The sequence below is a fragment of the Streptomyces sp. NPDC094143 genome (assembly GCF_040303825.1).
In the GTDB taxonomy this organism is placed as follows: domain Bacteria; phylum Actinomycetota; class Actinomycetes; order Streptomycetales; family Streptomycetaceae; genus Streptomyces.
Window position 1 is genome coordinate 218441 of the sequence record NZ_JBEOTZ010000001.1, and the last position, 18538, is coordinate 236978.

Here is an 18538-nt window from a genome sequence, read left to right on the forward strand (position 1 = left end):
GGCGGCCGGGGGGCCGCCCCTCACTTGTGCGTCCGGGCCTCAGGTGTACGAGGCCATGGCCTCCTCGACCGTCAGCACCGGGATGTCCCGGTCGTCGATCGCCTTCATCAGGGTCTCCAGACCGGCCTTGCCGATCTCGGTGCTGGTCGCCGGGGGGCCCTCGGTGACCTTGTGCAGGCAGAGGATCAGCCAGTCGCCGCTGTTGACGCACCGGTCGAGCCTGCCGCCCGGGCCCGTCAGCTTCGACAGGGCCGTACCGCCGATGCCCGTGCCGTCGTTGATGCCGGTCAGCGCCTTGAGGCGGTAGGGCATCGCCGGGGCGAAGGACTCGATGGTCTCGGAGATGATCGACCGGGCGGTGGTGAAGTGCCGACTGGCGATCTGGTCGACCGGCACGCCGTCGGACGTCTTCTGGAAGGCGCCGTGCGGGTAGGCGAAGTGCTCGCTGGTGAAGCCGTTGGACACCAGCCACTCGCGCAGCTTGCGGAAATCGTCGTCGGCCTGTTCGGCGGTCAGCTTGGGGTAGCTGGCCGTGTGCACGGCGTTGGCGTACGAGTGGCCCGCCATCTCCCAGCCGGAGAAGTCCTGCATGGAGCGCATCTGGCCCATCGTCAGGAAGCTGCCGGTACCGATGGCGTCGGCGATGTTGTAGACCGTGCCGGGGAAGCCGAAGCGGTCCATGACCGGCCGGGCCAGGTCGTGGATCGACTTGTGGGAGTCGTCGAAGGTGATGGAGACGACGCCCTTGGGGAAGACCGAGACGGTGTCCGGGATCAGCTCCACGGCCTGCAGCCGGTAGGTCACCGGGCCGCCCGCGTTGTCGTACACGGCGAACGACATGTCCGTGAAGCCGGTCTTCGTGGACGGCTTGCCGTCCGCGCCGATGGAGTACGTACCGGCCGCCGCGTTGACGTCCGCCCACTGGAGGTGGACCGTGACCCACTCGCCGGACTGGACGTAGTTGGCCGACGTCTTGGAGTGGACGTGGAAGGTCCAGGCGAAGTGGTTCGCGAGCGAGCCGCTGCCCAGGTAGAAGACCATCTTGGCCAGGTTGGTGACGTCGTCGACGCGGAAGACGAGCCGGATCATCTTGCCGCTCAGGCTCATCGCGCTCAGGCCCGTCCTGCGGACGTAGGACTGCTTGCCGGTGCCGTTGGTGGTCACCCGGACCGCCTGGGTGCCGCGGACGAACTGGGTCTTGTCGTTCGCCTCGGCCGAGGCCGTGCCCGCGCCGCCGGGTGTCCAGCCGTGGCCCGACTGGAACTGCTGGGACCAGCTGGCCCGGCGGTACTTCGGGCGGCGCCCGGAGGGGGCGTAGAGGGGAGGCGTGGTGAGGCCTCCGATGGCTCCCTCGGCGGCGGGGGCGGCGGCCGGCTGTGCCATCACCTTGCCCATCCACGCGCCGGCACCGGCCATCGCGACGCCCCCCGCGCCGCCCATCAGCAGCGCGGAGCGCCTGCTCACCACCGGTTTGTTCTCCGTTGCCTCGGCAGCGTGCCTGTGGGCGCCGGACCGCCTGTTCCTCACCGGGTCTCCCGAACCGTGTCGAAGTAGTTCATGCCCTCGCCGGTGAAGTCCGCCACCTCGGCCTGGACCTCCTCCGCCGACAGCGTGTCGTTCGCGTTGTAGTAGAGCCAGTCGACCTTCATGTCCCAGGCGCGTTCGCCCTTGAACGGCAGGTCGATGAACCAGTGGTTGAAGTTCACGGACATGTCCGCGCGGGGCACGTACTTGCCGTTGCTCAGGAAGAGCTTCTTGCCGTCGAGCCAGTAGGCGACCACGCCGTCCTTCACCCGGATCAGCACGGTGTGCCAGGCGTCGAGGCTCTTGTTGGTCGTCTCGTAGACCCGGTCGTTGGTCTTGTGGTCGTACCAGGTGACCGTGTCGAGCTTGGGGCCGGGCCGGCCCCAGCCGCCGTTGGGCATGTACTCGTTGTCCAGCTCGCTGTACTTCGAGCCCTTGCCGCCGATGGTGTAGAAGGTCTGGTTGACGTGGTCGCCGGCCTTGCCGGCGGACGGCCCGTCGCTGAAGTGGATGCGGGCCGCGTAGGTGCCGTCGCGGAACTTGCTCGCGGCCGTGCCGAGACTCGCCTGCTTCGTCCCGGTCTTCGTGCCGTCCGTGCTCGCCCGGAGGTTGAGCACCTGGCCGTCCGCGTGGGAGCCCTCGGCGGTGGGGAAGCTGACGCCCTGAGCCGACCAGGTGTTCTCGATGCCGGGACCGCCCTTGCTGGTGCGGACCAGCCAGCCGTGCTTGAACAGGGCGGGGTCCTTGGGGCCCAGGTAGCTGAAGTCGTCGAACAGCACCCCGGCCGGCGGGGCGGGCAGCGCCGCGGGCGCGGTCTTCGCCGTCGCCTTCTTCTCGTCGCTCGCCTTCGTGCCGTCCGGTTCCTCACCCCAGGCGAGGACGCCCCGCTTGTACGCGGTGACCTTCTCGGCCTCCTTGTAGGACGTCTTCTCCGCGTCGAAGGAGCGGTCGTCGGACTGCTTGAGCTTCTTGTGGTCGGTGCGGAACAGCTGGACGTCGATTCCCTTGCTGTTGGCGCCGGCCCCGAGGTCACCGGCGCCCTCGGTGAACCGGAGTTCCAGGTAGTGGTCGGCGGTGTCGGTGGGCTTGTCCATCGCGACGATCCGCCCGGCCACGTTCGAGCAGCCGAAGACGGCGTTCACACAGTTGTAGGCGTACGAGGCGGAGCCGTCGGCAGTGAACCAGTACCGGAGCGTGACATCGCTCAACGGCAGCGGCTTGCCGGTGTCGTTGAAGACCTCAAGGGACGGCTTGGCCGCCGCCGCCGTGGCCGGGGTGTCCGTGCGGTAGCGGACCTTCAGCTCGGGCGGGTCCGGGTTGGCCGCCTTCCACACCGGGTACAGCGCGGTTCCGCCGGCCGCCACCACGGCCACGAGGAGCAGGAGCCTGATCTTGGGCCACACCCGTCGTCCGGACGGTCGGCGGCGGGAGGACGCCACGGAAGACTCCTTCTCAAGACACCGGCGGCCTTGGGTGGAGACCGTCGGAGCCAGGTAAACAATGGTCGGATTGTGTGAGGATCCTATCCGTGCAGGCATGCGCAGAGGGGGGCGGGTGCACGGATTGTTACCGCACGCCCCACCCCCCTCAGGGGTAACGCGTTACGCCGGGACGCTCGCGACGCCCGGAGCCAGGAACCTCTTGCCGTTGACGCGCTCGGAGACACCCTCGCGGTCCAGGTACGGCGTGATGCCGCCCAGGTGGAACGGCCAGCCGGCGCCCGTGATGAGGCACAGGTCGATGTCCTGCGCCTCGGCGACCACGCCCTCGTCGAGCATGAGCCCGATCTCCTGCGCGACCGCGTCGAGCACCCGCTCGCGCACCTGCTCCTCCGTCAGGACGGTGTCGCCCTGCTTCAGCAGCGCGGCGACCTCGGGGTCGAGCTCGGGCTTGCCGCTGTCGTAGACGTAGAAGCCGCGCTTGCCGGCCTCGACGACCGCCTTGAGGTTCGGGGAGACCGTGAAGCGGTCCGGGAACGCCCGGTTGAGCGTCTCGGAGACGTGCAGGCCGATGGCCGGGCCGACCAGCTCCAGCAGGACCAGCGGCGACATCGGCAGACCGAGCGGCTCGACGGCCTTCTCGGCGACCTCGACGGGGGTGCCCTCGTCGATGACGTTCTGGATCTCGCCCATGAAGCGGGTCAGGATGCGGTTCACGACGAACGCCGGGGCGTCCTTCACCAGCACCGCGGTCTTCTTCAGCTTCTTGGCGACGCCGAACGCCGTGGCCAGCGAGGCGTCGTCGGTCTGCTCGCCCCGGACGATCTCCAGCAGCGGCAGGACGGCGACCGGGTTGAAGAAGTGGAAGCCCACGACCCGCTCGGGGTGCTGGAGCTTGGAGGCCATCTCCGACACCGACAGCGACGAGGTGTTGGTGGCGAGGATCGCGTGCGCCGGGGCGACCGCCTCGACCTCGGCGAACACCTGCTGCTTGACGCCCATCTCCTCGAACACGGCCTCGATGATGAAGTCCGCGTCCGCGAAGCCCTCGGCCTTGTCCAGGACACCGGTCACCAGCGCCTTGAGGCGGTTGGCCTTGTCCTGGTTGATGCGGCCCTTGCCGAGCAGCTTGTCGATCTCGGCGTGGACGTAACCTACGCCCTTGTCGACGCGCTCCTGGTCGATGTCGGTGAGCACGACCGGCACCTCCAGGCGGCGCAGGAACAACAGCGCGAGCTGGGAGGCCATCAGACCGGCGCCGACGACACCGACCTTGGTGACCGGGCGGGCCAGGGACTTGTCCGGGGCGCCGGCGGGGCGCTTGCCGCGCTTCTGCACCAGGTTGAAGGCGTAGATGCCGGCGCGCAGTTCACCGCCCATGATCAGGTCGGCGAGCGCCTGGTCCTCGGCGTCGTAGCCCTGCTGCAGGTCGCCGTTCTTGGCGGCGGCGATGATGTCCAGGGCGCGGTAGGCGGCCGGGGCGGCGCCGTGCACCTTGGAGTCGGCGATGAAGCGGCCCTTGGCGACGGCCTGGTCCCAGCCCTCGCCGCGGTCGATCACCGGACGCTCGATCTCCAGCTCGCCCTTGAGGACGGCGGAGGTCCAGATCAGCGACTGCTCCAGGAAGTCCGCGCCCTCGAAGATCGCGTCGGCGATCCCGAGCTCGTAGACCTGCTTGCCCTTGAGCTGCTTGTTCTGGTTGAGGCTGTTCTCGATGATCACCGAGACGGCCTTCTCGGGGCCGATCAGGTTCGGCAGCAGCGTGCAGCCGCCCCAGCCGGGGACCAGGCCGAGGAAGACCTCGGGCAGGGAGAACGCCGGCACGGCCGCGGAGACGGTGCGGTAGGTGCAGTGCAGACCGACCTCGACACCGCCGCCCATCGCGGCGCCGTTGTAGTACGCGAAGGTCGGCACGGCCAGCTGCGACAGCCGCTTGAAGACCTCGTGGCCGCCCTTGCCGATGGCGAGCGCGTGCTCGTGCTCCTTGAGGATCTCGACGCCCTTGAGGTCGGCGCCGACCGCGAAGATGAACGGCTTGCCGGTGATGCCGACGCCGACGATCTCGCCGTCCGCCGCCTCCTTCTCGACCTGGTCGATCGCGGCGTTGAGATTCGCCAGCGAGGCCGGGCCGAAGGTGGTCGGCTTGGTGTGGTCGTGTCCGTTGTCCAGGGTGATCAGGGCGAAGCGCCCGGCACCCAGGGGGAGGTCGAAGTGGCGTACGTGCGCGACTGTGACGACCTCGTCCGGGAACAGTTCGGAAGCCTGCTTCAACAGCTCGGCGGTGGTGCTCACTTGTCCCCCTCGAAGTGCGGGTTCTCCCAGATGACCGTCGCGCCCATGCCGAAGCCGACGCACATGGTGGTCAGGCCGTAGCGGACGTGCGGCTGCTCCTCGAACTGGCGGGCCAGCTGCGTCATCAGGCGGACGCCGGAGGAGGCCAGCGGGTGGCCGAACGCGATGGCGCCGCCGTACTGGTTGACGCGCTCGTCGTCGTCGGCGATGCCGTAGTGGTCGAGGAAGGCCAGGACCTGGACGGCGAAGGCCTCGTTGATCTCGAACAGGCCGATGTCGGAGATCGACAGACCGGCCTGGGCCAGCGCCTTCTCCGTCGCCGGGATCGGGCCGTAGCCCATGACCTCCGGCTCCACGCCCGCGAAGGAGTAGGAGACCAGGCGCATCTTCACCGGGAGGCCGTTCTCCCGCGCGAACTCCTCGGAGGCGATGAGGGAGGCGGTGGCGCCGTCGTTCAGACCGGCCGCGTTGCCCGCGGTGACCCGGCCGTGGACGCGGAACGGGGTCTTCAGGCCCTGGAGGTTCTCCAGGGTCGTGCCCGGGCGCATCGGCTCGTCGGCGGTGACCAGGCCCCAGCCCGTCTCACCGGCCTCGGCGTTGGTGCGGCGGACCGAGACCGGCACCAGGTCGGCCTGGATCTTGCCGTTGGCGTACGCCTTGGCGGCCTTCTCCTGGGAGCGCACGGCGTACTCGTCGGCGCGCAGCTTGGTGATCTGCGGGTAGCGGTCGTGCAGGTTCTCCGCGGTCATGCCCATGAAGAGGGCCGACTCGTCGACCAGCTTCTCGGAGACGAACCGCGGGTTCGGGTCCACGCCCTCGCCCATGGGGTGGCGGCCCATGTGCTCGACACCGCCGGCGATGGCGATGTCGTAGGCGCCGAAGGCGACGGAGCCGGCGACCGTGGTGACGGCGGTCAGGGCGCCGGCGCACATGCGGTCGATGCTGTAGCCCGGGACGGACTGCGGCAGGCCGGCGAGGATCCCGGCCGTGCGGCCGATGGTCAGGCCCTGGTCACCGATCTGCGTGGTCGCGGCGATGGCGACCTCGTCGATCTTCTTGGGGTCCAGGCCGGGGTTGCGGCGCAGCAGCTCCCGGATCGCCTTCACGACGAGGTCGTCGGCACGGGTCTCGTGGTAGATGCCCTTCGGGCCCGCCTTGCCGAACGGGGTGCGGACGCCGTCGACGAAGACGACGTCCCTGACGGTACGAGGCACGATGGCTCTCCTCCAGGGTCAGGATTGCGGTGCTGCTGCGATGCGCTGAGCGCGCGCTCAGTCTCCATGCTACTTATGAGTAACGTAGCTGCACAGTCCTGACAGGCGGAGCGGTGAAGGTCACACCTTCGGCGGCGCCGTGGACCCCCGCGGTGTCAGGACGGGTGTGGGCACGGGATGCGACCCGGCCTCACCCCCCGTGATCACCGAGAACAGCGTCCGGGCCACCTCCGCACCGAAGCCGTGCACGTCATGGCTCATCGCGGACAGCGTCGGATGCGTCAGCCGGCACAGCTGCGAGTCGTCCCACGCCAGCAGCGACACGTCGTCCGGCACCCGCAGCCCCATCTCCGCGGCCACCGAAAGACCGGCCACCGCCATGATGTCGTTGTCGTACACGATCGCCGTCGGCCGGTCCGGCGGCGCGGCCGTCAGCAGTGACCGCGTCGCCCGCGCCCCCGCGTCGCCCGAGAAGTCCGTCGCCACCTGCCACGCCCCGGCCAGCGCCAGCGCTCCCGCCGCCTCGTCGAACGCCGCCGTCCGGATCGAGGTGTGCCCGAGGTCCGCCGCCCCGCCCACCCGGGCGATCCGCCGGTGCCCGAGCGCGGCCAGGTACCGCACCGCCTCCGTCACGGCCGTGGCGTCGTCGGTCCACACCGAGGTGAGCCCCCCGGTCAGCGAGGGGTGCCCGACGGCGACGGCCGGCAGCCCGAGCCGCTCGACCAGACCCACCCGGGGATCGTCGGCCCGGAAGTCGACCAGGATCGACCCGCCGACCTGCCGCCCACGCCACCACGCCTCCTGCACCCCCACCTCCTCGTCCAGACTCCGCACGAGCCGCAGCAGCAGCGAGCAGGAGTGCTCGGCCAGCACGCTCTCCACGCCCGACACGAACTCCATGTACCAGGGCTCGAGACCGAGCATCCGGGCCGGCCGGCACACCGCGAGCCCCACCACGTCCACCCGCGACCCGGCCAGCGTCCGGGCCGTGAGACTCGGCGCCCAGCCCAGCTCCCGCGCCGCCCGGAAGATCCGGTCCCGGGTCGCCTCGGACAGGCCCGGCTTGTGGTTGAAGGCGAGGGACACGGCTCCCTTGGACACGCCGGCGCGCGCGGCGACGTCCTTGATGGTGACGCGAGGGGTCGGCGTTGCCGTCATCGGGTGGGCTCCACGCAGTACAGGGCCGATCGAGCACGTTCCGCGTCCGGAGTCTTCCAGCCGCGCACCCCGATGGTCACCTCTTCGCCCGGCAGCAGCGTGACCAGCCCCCGGTCGGCCCGCGCCGACGGATCGAGCCGGTCGGCCTGCAGCAGCAGGTCCCGCACCAGCGTACGGGCGGTCACCGTGATCCCCTCCGGGGCGAGCGCGACCTCGAACTCCGGCCGGGGGCAGGCGACCTCCCGGTCGGGCACCGGGAAGTGCACCGCCCGCAGCCCGTCCGCGTCCGCCACCAGGAACTCCTTCGGTCCCGCCGGCACCAGTCCGTCCGGCACCCCGACCCGTGCCACGCTTCGCGCCCCGGCCGCCAGGGGCACGCCGCGCCGCCCCAGCACCTCGCCCTCGACGGACATCCGCCGCAGGGTCAGCGTCCCCGTCCAGTCCCCGGCCGCCTGGTTCACCGCGGCCAGCTCCAGCCGTCCGTCCTTTGTCCCCCGGATCGTCAGCAACCGGTCCGCGTACAGCCGCTTCAGCTCGTGGAACAGCGGCTTCTCGCGCCCGTCCCCGTCGATCGCCGCCCAGGAGGTCACCGGCCAGCAGTCGTTGAGCTGCCAGACGATCGTGCCCGCGCACACCGGCCAGTGCGCGCGCCAGTGCTCGATCCCGGCCGCGACCGCCCGGGCCTGGTTGACCTGCGTGAGGTAGTGCCAGCGGTCGAAGTCGCCGTCCGGCACCGCGAAGTGCCGGGCGAGACCGCGCGCCAGCTTGCCGTTGCCGTCGTCGGCCTTCTGGTGGTGCAGCATGCCGGGGGAGTCCGGCGCGAGATCCTCACCGGGCAGCGCCCGGCGCAGCGTGGCGTACGCGGGCGGCGCCTGCCAGCCGAACTCGGCGACGAACCGCGGCACGCTGAGCCGGTAGCCGGCGTAGTCCTCGCGGTTCCACACCTCCCACGAGTGGTGGGTGCCGTGCGCCGGGTCGTTCGGATGGTGCCGCCACGACCCGGACCAGGGGCTGCCTGCCGTGTACGGCCGGGTCGGGTCCAGCTCGCCCACCACCCGGGGCAGCACGCCCAGGTAATAGCCCTCGCCCCAGGAGTCCCCGGCCAGCCGCGGCTCCCACCCCCAGTCGCGGAAGCCCCACAGGTTCTCGTTGTTGCCGTTCCAGAGCACCAGCGACGGGTGCGGCATCAGCCGTACGACGTTCTCCCGCGCCTCGGCCTCCACCTCGCCGCGCAGCGGCTGCTCCTCCGGGTAGGCCGCGCAGGCGAACGGGAAGTCCTGCCAGACCAGCAGGCCGAGTTCGTCGCAGGCGTCGTAGAAGTCCGCGCTCTCGTAGATCCCGCCGCCCCAGACGCGCACGAGGTCCACGCCCGCGGCGGCGGCCTGCTCCAGCCGCTCCCGGTAGCGGGCGCGGGTGATCCGGGACGGGAAGACGTCGTCCGGGATCCAGTTGACGCCCCGCGCGAAGAGCCGCTCGCCGTTCACGACGAGGGTGAAGCCGGTGCCGTGCGCGTCGGCCCGCCGGTCCAGCTCCACGGTCCTGAAGCCGATCCGCCGCCGCCACACATCCAGCTCCTCGCCGCCGTGCAGCAGCTTCAACTCCACCTCGTACAGCGGCTGTTCGCCATAGCCCCGCGGCCACCACAGCGCCGGGTCCGGCACCCGCAGACGTACCGTCCCGCCCGTCCCCCCGATCTCGGCGCGGGCCCGTGCCCCGGCCACGGACGCCTCCACGGCGAGCGGTGCCTCCACCCGGGTCCGCTCGACGTCGACGGCCAGCTCGACGACCCCGGTGCCCTCCTCGACGGTCACCAGGGGCCGCACCCGGGCGATGCGGGCCGTCGACCAGTGCTCCAGGCGCACCGGCCGCCAGATCCCGGCGGTGACCAGGGTCGGCCCCCAGTCCCAGCCGAAGGAGCAGGCCATCTTGCGCACGTACTGGTACGGCTCGGCGTAGGCGGCGGGCCGTTCGCCCAGCCGGCCCCGGACGGCCTCGGCCTCGGCGTAGGCGGAGACGAACCGCACGGCCAGCCGCCCCGACAGCCCCGTCACGTCGAACCGGTACGAGCGGTGCATGTTCCGCACCGTCCCCAGCGGCCGCCCGTCCAGGGAGATCTCGGCGACGGTGTCGAGCCCGTCGAAGACCAGGTCGGTCTGCTCCTGCGCCGACGAGCCGTCGAGTTCCCGCTCGTAGGTCCAGTCCCGCCGCCCCACCCAGGCCACCTCGGTCTCGTTCCGGCCGAGGAACGGGTCCGGGATCACCCCGGCCGCCATCAGGTCGGTGTGCACGCAGCCCGGCGCGGCGGCCGGCAGCGCGTCCGGGCCGTGCCACAGGATCCATCCCTCGCCGAGCGGTGTGACCTCCAGCATGCGCACTCCCTTTACCGGTTAAGTGAAGAGTCGAGTGTCGATTTCGCATCGTTGGCGGGAATGGGACTTTACCGGTTGAGCCAGCGCTGTCAGAGTGCCGAACCAGCCATACCGCACGTGCTCGTCCGTCCCGAGTCCCCTGCCGCGAACGGAGCTGATGCACATGAACCGCCGTACCGTCCTCGCCCTCACCGTCGGAGCGGCCCTGCTGGCCTCCGGCTGCACCGGCACCGGAGGCAGCGCGAAAGGCGCGGATGCGAAGGCGCCCGACGATCCCTCCGAAGTCACCGGGACCATCACGGTCCTCACCCACCGGACCGACCTCGTACAGGACGGGACGATGAAGAAGTACGCCGCCGAGTTCCGCAAGACGTACCCCGGGGTGAAGGTCGAGTTCGACGCCATCACCGACTACGAGGGCGAAGTCAAGATCCGCATGAACACGGAGAACTACGGCGACGTCCTGATGATCCCGGGCGTGATCGAGAAGAAGGACTACCCCCGTTTCTTCGCCTCGCTGGGCAGCCGGGCCGAGCGGAGCGAGAAGTACCGCTTCACCGACTACACCACCGTGAACGGCAAGGTCTACGGCCAGAGTCCGCTCGGCGCGGTCCCCGGCTTCATCTACAACAAGAGGGTGTGGCAGCGCGCCGGCGTCACCGAATGGCCGAAGACCCCGGCCGAGTTCCTCGCCGCCCTGAAGGCGGTCAAGGCGAGGACCGACGCGGTCCCGTACTACACCAACTTCAAGGACATGTGGCCGCTCACCCAGTGGACCCAGGTCAACGGCTCGGTCAGCTGCGACGAACAGGCCACCACCCGGCTCGCCGAGGGCAACCCGTGGGCCGAGGGCTCCGACCTGCGGACGGCCGACACGCTGCTGTACGACATCGTGCGCGAAGGGCTCGCCGAGAAGGACCCGACCACCACCAACTGGGAGGCCTCCAAGCCCAGGCTGGCCAAGGGCGAGATCGCCACCATGTGGCTCGGCTCCTGGGCCGTCATCCAGCTGCGGGGCGCCGCCGAGCAGGCGGGCGCGAACCCCGACGACATCGGGTTCATGCCCTTCCCGGCGCGGAAGGACGGCAGGTTCTGCGCGGTCGCGCTGCCCGACTACAACCAGGCCGTCAACATCCACTCCGACCACAAGGCGGCCGCCCGCGCCTGGATCGACTGGTTCACCGAGGAGTCCGGCTACGCCGAGGACAACCTGGCCCTGTCCCCGCTGAAGGACGACCCGCTGCCCGACGTCCTCAAGCCCTACGAGGAGGCCGGCGTCAGGCTCCTCGACCTCGACGACTCCAAGGGCGCCGAGGTGAAGTCCATCGACAACACCTCCGAGGTCGGCATCAACAAGCCCGACTACCGCCAGGACCTCGTCGACCTCGCCCGCGGCGCCACCGAGGGCAGCCTGGACGACTTCCTGGACGGCCTCGCGAGGAAGTGGACCGAGACCCAGCAGTTCCTGGGGTCCTGATGACGGACACCACCGAGAAGGCGGCCGTCCGGCCCGCCCTGGGCCCGGCCGCCCCACAACCGGCCCCGGCGCCGCGCACGGCCCGCCTGTGGCGCGGGGCCACCCCCTGGCTGTTCCTGCTCGCCCCGCTCACGCTCCTGATCCTCTTCACCTACGCGCCGATCGCCAACATGGTCGCGTACAGCCTCACCGACTGGGACGGCGTCAGCCCCGAGCTGCGCTACACGGGCGCCGACAACTACGCCGAACTCTTCACCCGCTCCGACCTGTTCGAGGTCTTCTGGGTCAGCGGCTACTACCTGGCGGCCTCCGTCCTCCAGATCGTCGCCGCGCTGTACTTCGCCACGGTCCTGAGCTTCAACGTCCGCTTCCGGAACTTCTTCAAGGGCGTGCTGTTCTTCCCGTACCTGATCAACGGGGTGGCGATCGGCTTCGTCTTCCTCTACTTCTTCCAGGACGGCGGCACCCTCGACTCGGTCCTCGGGCTGTTCGGTGCGGAGACCGACCGTGCCTGGCTGGGCACCCCGGAGTCGGCGAACACCTCCCTGGCGGCCGTCTCGGTCTGGCGCTACCTGGGCCTGAACTTCGTCCTCTTCCTCGGCGCGATCCAGTCGATCCCCGGGGACCTCTACGAGGCGGCCGAACTGGACGGCGCCAACCGCTGGCAGCAGTTCCGCCACATCATCGCGCCCGGCATCAAGCCGGTCCTCTCCCTGACCGTGATCCTGTCGATCTCCGGCTCCCTGTCGGTCTTCGAGATCCCGTACATCATGACCGGCGGCGCGACGGGCACCGAGACCTTCGTGATCCAGACCGTGAAGCTGGCCTTCCAGTTCAACAAGACGGGGCTCGCCTCGGCAGCCGCGATCGTGCTGCTGCTGATCGTCCTGGCCGTGACCTGGGTGCAGCGGCGCCTCGTCCCCGACGACAAGGTGGACCTCACATGACGCGCCGCGCAGTCGCCCGCGCCCTGATGTACGCGTCCCTGCTCGCCGCGACCGCGGTGGTGCTGCTGCCGCTGGCGGCCGTCTTCCTGACGTCCCTGAAGTCCGAGCGGGAGATGGCGAACGGCAGCGGAGCCCTGGCGCTCCCCGACGACCCGCTCAACCTCGGCAACTACGCGACGGCGTTCCACGACGGCCGCATGCTCTCCGCGTTCGCCAACACCGCGTTCATCCTGCTCTTCGCCATCGGCGGCACGGTCCTGATCGGTTCCATGACGGCCTACGCGATCGACCGCTTCAGCTTCCGCTGCAAGAAGCCGGTCCTCGCCCTGTTCCTGATCGCCGCCCTGGTCCCCGGCGTCACCACGCAGGTGGCGACCTTCCAGATCGTGAACAGCTTCGGCATGTTCGACAGCCTGTGGGCGCCGATCGCCCTCTACATGGGCACGGACATCGTCTCGATCTACATCTTCCTGCAGTTCGTGCGGTCCATCCCCACCTCGCTGGACGAGGCGGCCCGGCTGGACGGCGCCAATGCCTTCACGATCTACCGCAAGATCATCTTCCCGTTGCTGAAACCGGCGATCGCGACGGTGGTGATCGTCAAGGGGATCACCACCTACAACGACTTCTACATCCCGTTCCTCTACATGCCGTCCGAAGATCTTGGCGTGATCTCGACGTCCCTGTTCCGCTTCAAGGGCCCCTTCGGTGCCCACTGGGAGACCATCTCGGCGGGAGCGATCCTGGTGATCCTCCCGACCCTGATCGTCTTCCTGAGCCTCCAGCGCTACATCTACAACGGCTTCACCAAGGGAGCGACCAGGTGAGGAGGCACCCGCCCCCTACGGCGCCTCGGCGGACAACGCGGTCACCAGCACCGGCGTGACCTGCTCGACCTGCCAGGCCCGGGCCCCGTACCCGGTCAGTGCCGCCGCGACGGACTCCGCGTCCACCACCGCCGGCGGCTCCCAGCACACCCGCCGCACCGTGTCCGGCGTGATCAGGTTCTCCTGCGGCATGTCGAGTTCCTCGGCGAGCGCGGACACCCCGGCCCGGGCGGCGGACAGCCGCGCCGCCGCCGCGGGATCCTTGTCGGCCCAGGCCCGGGGTGGCGGCGGCCCGGCCACCGACTGCCCCGGCTGCGGCAGCTGCGCCTCGGTCAGGGCCTTCGCCCGGTCCACCGCCGCCTGCCACTGCTCCAGCTGTCGCTTGCCCATCCGGTGCCCGAAGCCGTTCAGCGCGGCCAGCGCGTGCACGTTGGCCGGAAGGGCGAGCGCGGCCTCCACGATGGCCGCGTCCCCGAGCACCTTGCCGGGCGAGACGTCCCGCCGCTGCGCGATCCGGTCCCGGGTCTGCCACAGCTCACGCACCACGGCCAGCTGCCGCCGCCGGCGCACCTTGTGCATGCCCGACGTGCGCCGCCAGGGGTCCTTGCGGGGCTCGGGCGGCGGGGCCGAGGCGATCGCGTCGAACTCCTGGCGGGCCCACTCCAGCTTGCCCTGCCGGTCCAGCTCCTTCTCCAGCGCGTCGCGCAGGTCGACCAGGAGCTCGACGTCCAGCGCCGCGTAGCGCAGCCAGGGCTCGGGCAGCGGCCGGGTGGACCAGTCGACGGCGGAGTGGCCCTTCTCCAGGACGAAGCCCAGCACGCTCTCGACCATCGCGCCGAGGCCGACCCGCGGGAACCCGGCGAGCCGCCCGGCCAGCTCCGTGTCGAACAGCCGCGTCGGCACCATGCCTATCTCGCGCAGGCACGGCAGGTCCTGCGTGGCCGCGTGCAGCACCCACTCCACGCTGGACAGGGCCTCGCCCAGCGCGGACAGGTCGGGGCAGGCCACGGGGTCGATCAGCGCGGTGCCGGCGCCCTCGCGGCGCAGCTGCACGAGGTAGGCGCGCTGGCCGTAGCGGTAGCCGGACGCCCGCTCGGCGTCGACGGCGACCGGGCCGGAGCCGGCCTCGAAGGCGGCGATGACCCGGGCCAGGGCGGCGTCGTCCGCGACGACGGGCGGAATGCCCTCGCGCGGCTCCAGCAGAGGGATCGGCGCCTCCACAGCAGAAGATCCGCCGTCGTCCGGAGGGGCGCCTCCGGTGGTTCGCAGTGGGCTGTCTGCTGCGGTGTCGTGGGCGTCGGTCACCTGTCAAGGGTATCCGTGTATGGACAGCGCCCGCCGACGGAACGTTCCGTCGGCGGGCGCCCGAGGGTCGCAAACCAGTCATGCCGGGGAAGTGGCGGGTTCACGAGCCGCGCGTGAGGGAAGGGGACCGAGCGGCCGGTCCCGTTCATGGGTGAATGATCAGGAAGGGTCAGGGCGGGGGCGGATCGGGTGATCCGGGGGCGGTCGGTGGTCGGGGTCAGTGGATGATGCCGGTCCGCAGCGCCACCGCCACCATCCCGGCGCGGTCGCCCGTGCCGAGCTTGCGGGCGATGCGGGCGAGGTGGCTCTTGACGGTCAGCGCGGACAGGCCCATCGAGACGCCGATCGCCTTGTTCGACTGGCCTTCGGCGACCAGCCGCAGTACCTCGACCTCGCGGCCGGACAGTTCGCGGTAGCCGCCCGGGTGGCTCGGGGCGCCCGGGGGGCGGCGGTGCAGGCGCGCGGCGGCGGCGCCGATGGGGGCGGCGCCCGGCCGGGTGGGGAGCCCGACGTTGGTGCGGGTGCCGGTGACGACGTAGCCCTTCACACCGCCGGCGAGCGCGTTGCGCACGGCGCCGATGTCGTCGGCCGCGGAGAGGGCGAGGCCGTTGGGCCAGCCCGCGGCGCGGGTCTCGGACAGCAGGGTGAGGCCGGAGCCATCCGGCAGGTGGACGTCGGCGACGCAGATGTCGCGGGGGTTGCCGATGCGGGGACGAGCCTCCGCGATGGACGAGGCCTCGATGACATCGCGCACACCGAGCGCCCACAGGTGGCGGGTGACGGTGGAACGGACGCGCGGGTCGGCCACGACCACCATGGCGGTCGGCTTGTTCGGGCGGTAGGCGACCAGGCTTGCGGGCTGCTCGAGGAGAACGGACACCAGGCCTCCTGGGGTGCGGGACGGGGCCGGCTCGGGGGGGTGAAGCCGGGACGAACCGTGCTTTCAAGGTCACAGACGTCTTCGGCAGAGGACCCGTCCGCCTTTAGAGAATGATCACGATTCGGTGATAACAATCCGTGCAATTCGGACACGCGGTCGATCATTCGAAGGTCGGACGGTTTCGGTCTGCGTCGGTACGCGGTCGAAAGTGGCCGTATCGACAAAGTGATTCGGCCAAGAGGGGGACGCAGGTGTGATCGTCGGCAGGGCAGCGTTGACCACCCCGTACAAGTTCGATCAGTACGGGGTGGGAAGGGGTTCGATCAGCGGGACTGGGGCCCGCGCCGCTGGGGCAGCGTCACCACGGACGCGTCGCCGGGCACGGCCGGGGGCAGCCCCGCGACCTGGGCCAGCAGATCGCACCAGGACGCCAGGTGGGCGGCCGTGTCCGGCACCCCGCCCAGGCCATCGCGCGGCGTCCACGAGGCGCGGATCTCGATCTGCGAGGAGGCGGGGCGGGCGGACAGTCCGCCGAAGTAGTGGGAGCTCGCCCGCGTGACCGTGCCGCTCGGCTCCCCGTAGGTGAGCCCGCGCGTCTGCAGCGCGCCGGTCAGCCAGGACCAGCACACCTCCGGCAGCAGCGGGTCCGCGGCCATCTCCGGCTCCAGCTCGGCGCGCACCAGCGTCACCAGCCGGAAGGTGCCCCGCCAGGCGTCGTGCCCGGCCGGGTCGTGCAGCAGCACCAGACGGCCGTCGGCCAGGTCCTGTTCACCGTCGACGACCGCGGCCTCCAGCGCGTAGGAGTACGGGGCGAGCCGCTTGGGCGCCGGCGTCGGCTCCACCTCGATCTGGGGTCGCAGCCGCGCCGCCTTGAGCGCGTCGACGGCGGTCCGGAAGGGCAGCGGGGCGGAGTCCGCCTCCCGCCGGTCGTCCTCGGTGTCCTTCGCTTCGTCCATTCCGCCAGCGCCGTCCGACAGTCGTCCCTGAGCCGCAGCCATGCGGGAAGATTACGGGGACCGGAGCCCGGGTGCGGGCTAGACACCCCGCGCCCGCCCGTGCCCGCCCGCGCCCGTCCGCGCCCGTCCAGGGGCTGGATCGCGCTGCCTGGCGGCGTGCGAAACTTGGCCCGTGAGTGCCAACGACGCCCCCCGGGCCCCGCAGCCGTCCGCCCCGTACGACTCCGCCTTCCTCAAGGCGTGCCGGCGCGAGCCCGTGCCGCACACGCCGGTGTGGTTCATGCGGCAGGCCGGGCGTTCGCTGCCGGAGTACCGCAAGGTGCGCGAGGGCGTTCCGATGCTGGAGTCCTGCATGCGGCCCGAACTGGTCACCGAGATCACGCTCCAGCCGGTCCGCCGGCACGGCGTGGACGCGGCGATCTACTTCAGCGACATCGTCGTCCCGCTCAAGGCCATCGGCATCGACCTCGACATCAAGCCCGGCGTCGGCCCGGTCGTCGAGCATCCGATCCGCACCCGCGCCGACCTCGCCCAGCTGCGCGACCTCACCCCCGAGGACGTCTCCTACGTCACCGAGGCCATCGGCCTGCTCACCCGCGAACTCGGCGCCACGCCCCTGATCGGCTTCGCCGGCGCCCCCTTCACCCTCGCCAGCTACCTCGTCGAGGGCGGCCCGTCCCGCACGTACGAGAACGCCAAGGCGATGATGTACGGCGACCCCGGGCTCTGGGCCGACCTGCTCGACCGCCTCGCGGACATCACGGCCGCCTTCCTGAAGGTGCAGATCGAGGCGGGCGCCTCGGCCGTCCAGCTGTTCGACTCCTGGGCCGGCGCCCTGGCCCCCGTCGACTACCGGCGCTCGGTGCTGCCGGCGTCGGCGAAGGTCTTCGAGGCCGTGGCCGGCTACGGCGTCCCGCGCATCCACTTCGGCGTCGGCACCGGTGAGCTGCTGGGCCTCATGGGCGAGGCCGGCGCGGACGTCGTCGGCGTCGACTGGCGCGTCCCGATGGACGAGGCCGCCCGCCGCGTCGGTCCCGGCAAGGCGCTCCAGGGCAACCTCGACCCGACCGTGCTGTTCGCCCCGACCGAGGCCGTCGAGGCCAAGACCCGAGAGGTCCTCCAGTCGGCGGCGGGCCTGGAGGGACACGTCTTCAACCTGGGCCACGGCGTCATGCCGGCCACGGACCCCGACGCGCTGACCCGGCTCGTGGAGTACGTCCACACCCACACCGCCCGCTGACCCCGTCCGGCCCGGGACTCACCACCCGGGCCGTGCCCGCCTGCCGAACAGGACGCCGCGCGGCTGGGGAGGGGGCGGCGTGCCGGGGCGCAGCGGCAGGGCGATCAGCAGGCCGACGACGAACCCGGCGACGTGCGCCGCGTACGCCACCGTGCCGGCGTCGGAGACACCCGCGCCGGAGGAGTGCACCGCCTGCAGCACGAACCACAGGCCCAGCACGATCCAGGCCGGCAGCCGCAGCGGCAGGAAGACCAGGAACGGGACCAGCACCCACACCCGGGCCCTCGGGTACAGCACCAGATAGGCACCCAGCACCCCGGCGATCGCCCCCGAGGCGCCGATCAGGGGAGCGCCGGAGCCGGCGTTGAGGAGCGCGAAGGCGTAGGCGGCCGCGATGCCGCAGACGCCGTAGAAGAGCAGGAAGCGCAGGTGGCCCATGCGGTCCTCGATGTTGTTGCCGAAGATCCACAGGAACAGCATGTTGCCCAGCAGGTGCAGCCAGCCGCCGTGCAGGAACATCGCCGTCAGCACGCTGAGTTCCGGCGACTTGTCGTAGGACGGCGGACCGATCACACAGCCCGGCCCCTGCGGGCCCACGCCCACGTCACCGGTGGGCACCAGACGCGGCATCTCGTGGTGGATCAGCTCCCGCGGCACGGCCGCGTAGTGGTCCAGGAACGCCTGGAGGTGGCACAGCTGGGCCAGGCCGCTCCCGCCCGTGAGGGAGCCGGCCATGCCGGGGGTGAGCAGGAAGACGACGACGTTGGCGGCCAGCAGGGCGTACGTGACCCAGGGGGTGCGCCGCACCGGGTTCAGGTCATGGACGGGGATCACCACACCCCACGTGTGCCCGGGGCGCCGCCGGCGAATCGGTGGCGTGGGTGAACGCGGCCGTCGGGGCGTGCGTATG

At 71.0% G+C, this 18538-nt stretch carries 14 protein-coding genes; 4 read left to right on the top strand and 10 right to left on the bottom strand.

The genetic code is table 11. From position 1 onward, the window contains the following. Positions 1 to 39: 39 nt before the first annotated feature. The 6 genes from ABTZ58_RS00970 to ABTZ58_RS00995 all read right to left on the bottom strand — a co-directional run bounded on the left by ABTZ58_RS00970 (position 40) and on the right by ABTZ58_RS00995 (position 9996). Entirely contained in the window at positions 40 to 1464 is a 1425-nt protein-coding gene (locus ABTZ58_RS00970; RefSeq protein WP_351348856.1) for a polysaccharide deacetylase family protein, read from the bottom strand. Between the two features lie 59 nt (positions 1465 to 1523). Continuing rightward, positions 1524 to 2963: a cellulose binding domain-containing protein gene (locus tag ABTZ58_RS00975; protein WP_351348859.1), complete on the bottom strand. Its 1440-nt coding sequence runs from the start codon at positions 2961 to 2963 to the stop codon at positions 1524 to 1526. Between the two features lie 162 nt (positions 2964 to 3125). Beyond that, positions 3126 to 5255, bottom strand: a complete 2130-nt coding sequence (locus ABTZ58_RS00980) for a 3-hydroxyacyl-CoA dehydrogenase NAD-binding domain-containing protein (protein WP_351348862.1) — start codon at positions 5253 to 5255, stop codon at positions 3126 to 3128. Beyond that, a complete protein-coding gene (locus ABTZ58_RS00985; protein WP_351348865.1) occupies positions 5252 to 6469 on the bottom strand; it encodes a thiolase family protein in 1218 nt (405 codons plus the stop codon). The genes ABTZ58_RS00980 and ABTZ58_RS00985 overlap by 4 nt, the downstream gene beginning before the upstream one ends. A gap of 120 nt (positions 6470 to 6589) precedes the next feature. Beyond that, positions 6590 to 7627, bottom strand: a complete 1038-nt coding sequence (locus tag ABTZ58_RS00990; RefSeq protein WP_351348868.1) for a LacI family DNA-binding transcriptional regulator — start codon at positions 7625 to 7627, stop codon at positions 6590 to 6592. Next, positions 7624 to 9996: a glycoside hydrolase family 2 protein gene (locus tag ABTZ58_RS00995; protein WP_351348871.1), complete on the bottom strand. Its 2373-nt coding sequence runs from the start codon at positions 9994 to 9996 to the stop codon at positions 7624 to 7626. Before ABTZ58_RS00995 ends, ABTZ58_RS00990 begins: the two co-directional genes overlap by 4 nt. Positions 9997 to 10159: 163 nt before the next feature. Here ABTZ58_RS00995 and ABTZ58_RS01000 point away from each other — a divergent pair, with 163 nt between their 5' ends. The 3 genes from ABTZ58_RS01000 to ABTZ58_RS01010 are packed head-to-tail and all read left to right on the top strand — an operon-like array spanning position 10160 to position 13247. Continuing rightward, positions 10160 to 11473: an ABC transporter substrate-binding protein gene (locus ABTZ58_RS01000; RefSeq protein WP_351348873.1), complete on the top strand. Its 1314-nt coding sequence runs from the start codon at positions 10160 to 10162 to the stop codon at positions 11471 to 11473. Then, positions 11473 to 12420, top strand: coding sequence for a carbohydrate ABC transporter permease (locus ABTZ58_RS01005; RefSeq protein ID WP_351348875.1), 948 nt, complete (start codon positions 11473 to 11475; stop codon positions 12418 to 12420). Before ABTZ58_RS01000 ends, ABTZ58_RS01005 begins: the two co-directional genes overlap by 1 nt. Beyond that, positions 12417 to 13247, top strand: a complete 831-nt coding sequence (locus ABTZ58_RS01010; protein ID WP_351348878.1) for a carbohydrate ABC transporter permease — start codon at positions 12417 to 12419, stop codon at positions 13245 to 13247. Before ABTZ58_RS01005 ends, ABTZ58_RS01010 begins: the two co-directional genes overlap by 4 nt. A 15-nt stretch (positions 13248 to 13262) precedes the next feature. On the opposite strand, the gene ABTZ58_RS01015 is transcribed toward ABTZ58_RS01010, so the two are convergent. The 3 genes from ABTZ58_RS01015 to ABTZ58_RS01025 all read right to left on the bottom strand — a co-directional run bounded on the left by ABTZ58_RS01015 (position 13263) and on the right by ABTZ58_RS01025 (position 16430). Continuing rightward, positions 13263 to 14552, bottom strand: coding sequence for a ribonuclease D (locus ABTZ58_RS01015; protein WP_351348881.1), 1290 nt, complete (start codon positions 14550 to 14552; stop codon positions 13263 to 13265). A 217-nt stretch (positions 14553 to 14769) separates the two neighbouring features. Then, entirely contained in the window at positions 14770 to 15432 is a 663-nt protein-coding gene (locus ABTZ58_RS01020) for a response regulator transcription factor (RefSeq protein WP_003993737.1), read from the bottom strand. Between the two features lie 323 nt (positions 15433 to 15755). Beyond that, positions 15756 to 16430 (bottom strand): DUF3000 domain-containing protein, encoded by a 675-nt coding sequence (locus ABTZ58_RS01025; RefSeq protein WP_351348884.1) that lies wholly within the window; start codon positions 16428 to 16430, stop codon positions 15756 to 15758. 130 nt (positions 16431 to 16560) lie between these two features. Between ABTZ58_RS01025 and hemE the strand changes: the two genes are divergently transcribed. After that, positions 16561 to 17628 (top strand): uroporphyrinogen decarboxylase, encoded by a 1068-nt coding sequence (hemE, locus tag ABTZ58_RS01030; protein ID WP_351348887.1) that lies wholly within the window; start codon positions 16561 to 16563, stop codon positions 17626 to 17628. An 18-nt stretch (positions 17629 to 17646) separates the two neighbouring features. On the opposite strand, the gene ABTZ58_RS01035 is transcribed toward hemE, so the two are convergent. After that, the gene (locus tag ABTZ58_RS01035) at positions 17647 to 18465 is read right to left on the bottom strand and encodes a rhomboid family intramembrane serine protease (protein ID WP_351348890.1); all 819 of its coding nucleotides are present in this window, start codon (positions 18463 to 18465) and stop codon (positions 17647 to 17649) included. Positions 18466 to 18538 lie beyond the last annotated feature (73 nt).

Bases quoted from the DNA above. Each gene is read 5' to 3' on its own strand.
- ABTZ58_RS00990 (WP_351348868.1), bottom strand. From the start codon at position 7,627: ATGACGGCAACGCCGACCCCTCGCGTCACCATCAAGGACGTCGCCGCG.
- ABTZ58_RS00995 (WP_351348871.1), bottom strand. From the start codon at position 9,996: ATGCTGGAGGTCACACCGCTCGGCGAGGGATGGATCCTGTGGCACGGC.
- ABTZ58_RS01000 (WP_351348873.1), top strand. From the start codon at position 10,160: ATGAACCGCCGTACCGTCCTCGCCCTCACCGTCGGAGCGGCCCTGCTG.
- ABTZ58_RS01005 (WP_351348875.1), top strand. From the start codon at position 11,473: ATGACGGACACCACCGAGAAGGCGGCCGTCCGGCCCGCCCTGGGCCCG.
- ABTZ58_RS01010 (WP_351348878.1), top strand. From the start codon at position 12,417: ATGACGCGCCGCGCAGTCGCCCGCGCCCTGATGTACGCGTCCCTGCTC.
- ABTZ58_RS01025 (WP_351348884.1), bottom strand. From the start codon at position 16,430: ATGGCTGCGGCTCAGGGACGACTGTCGGACGGCGCTGGCGGAATGGAC.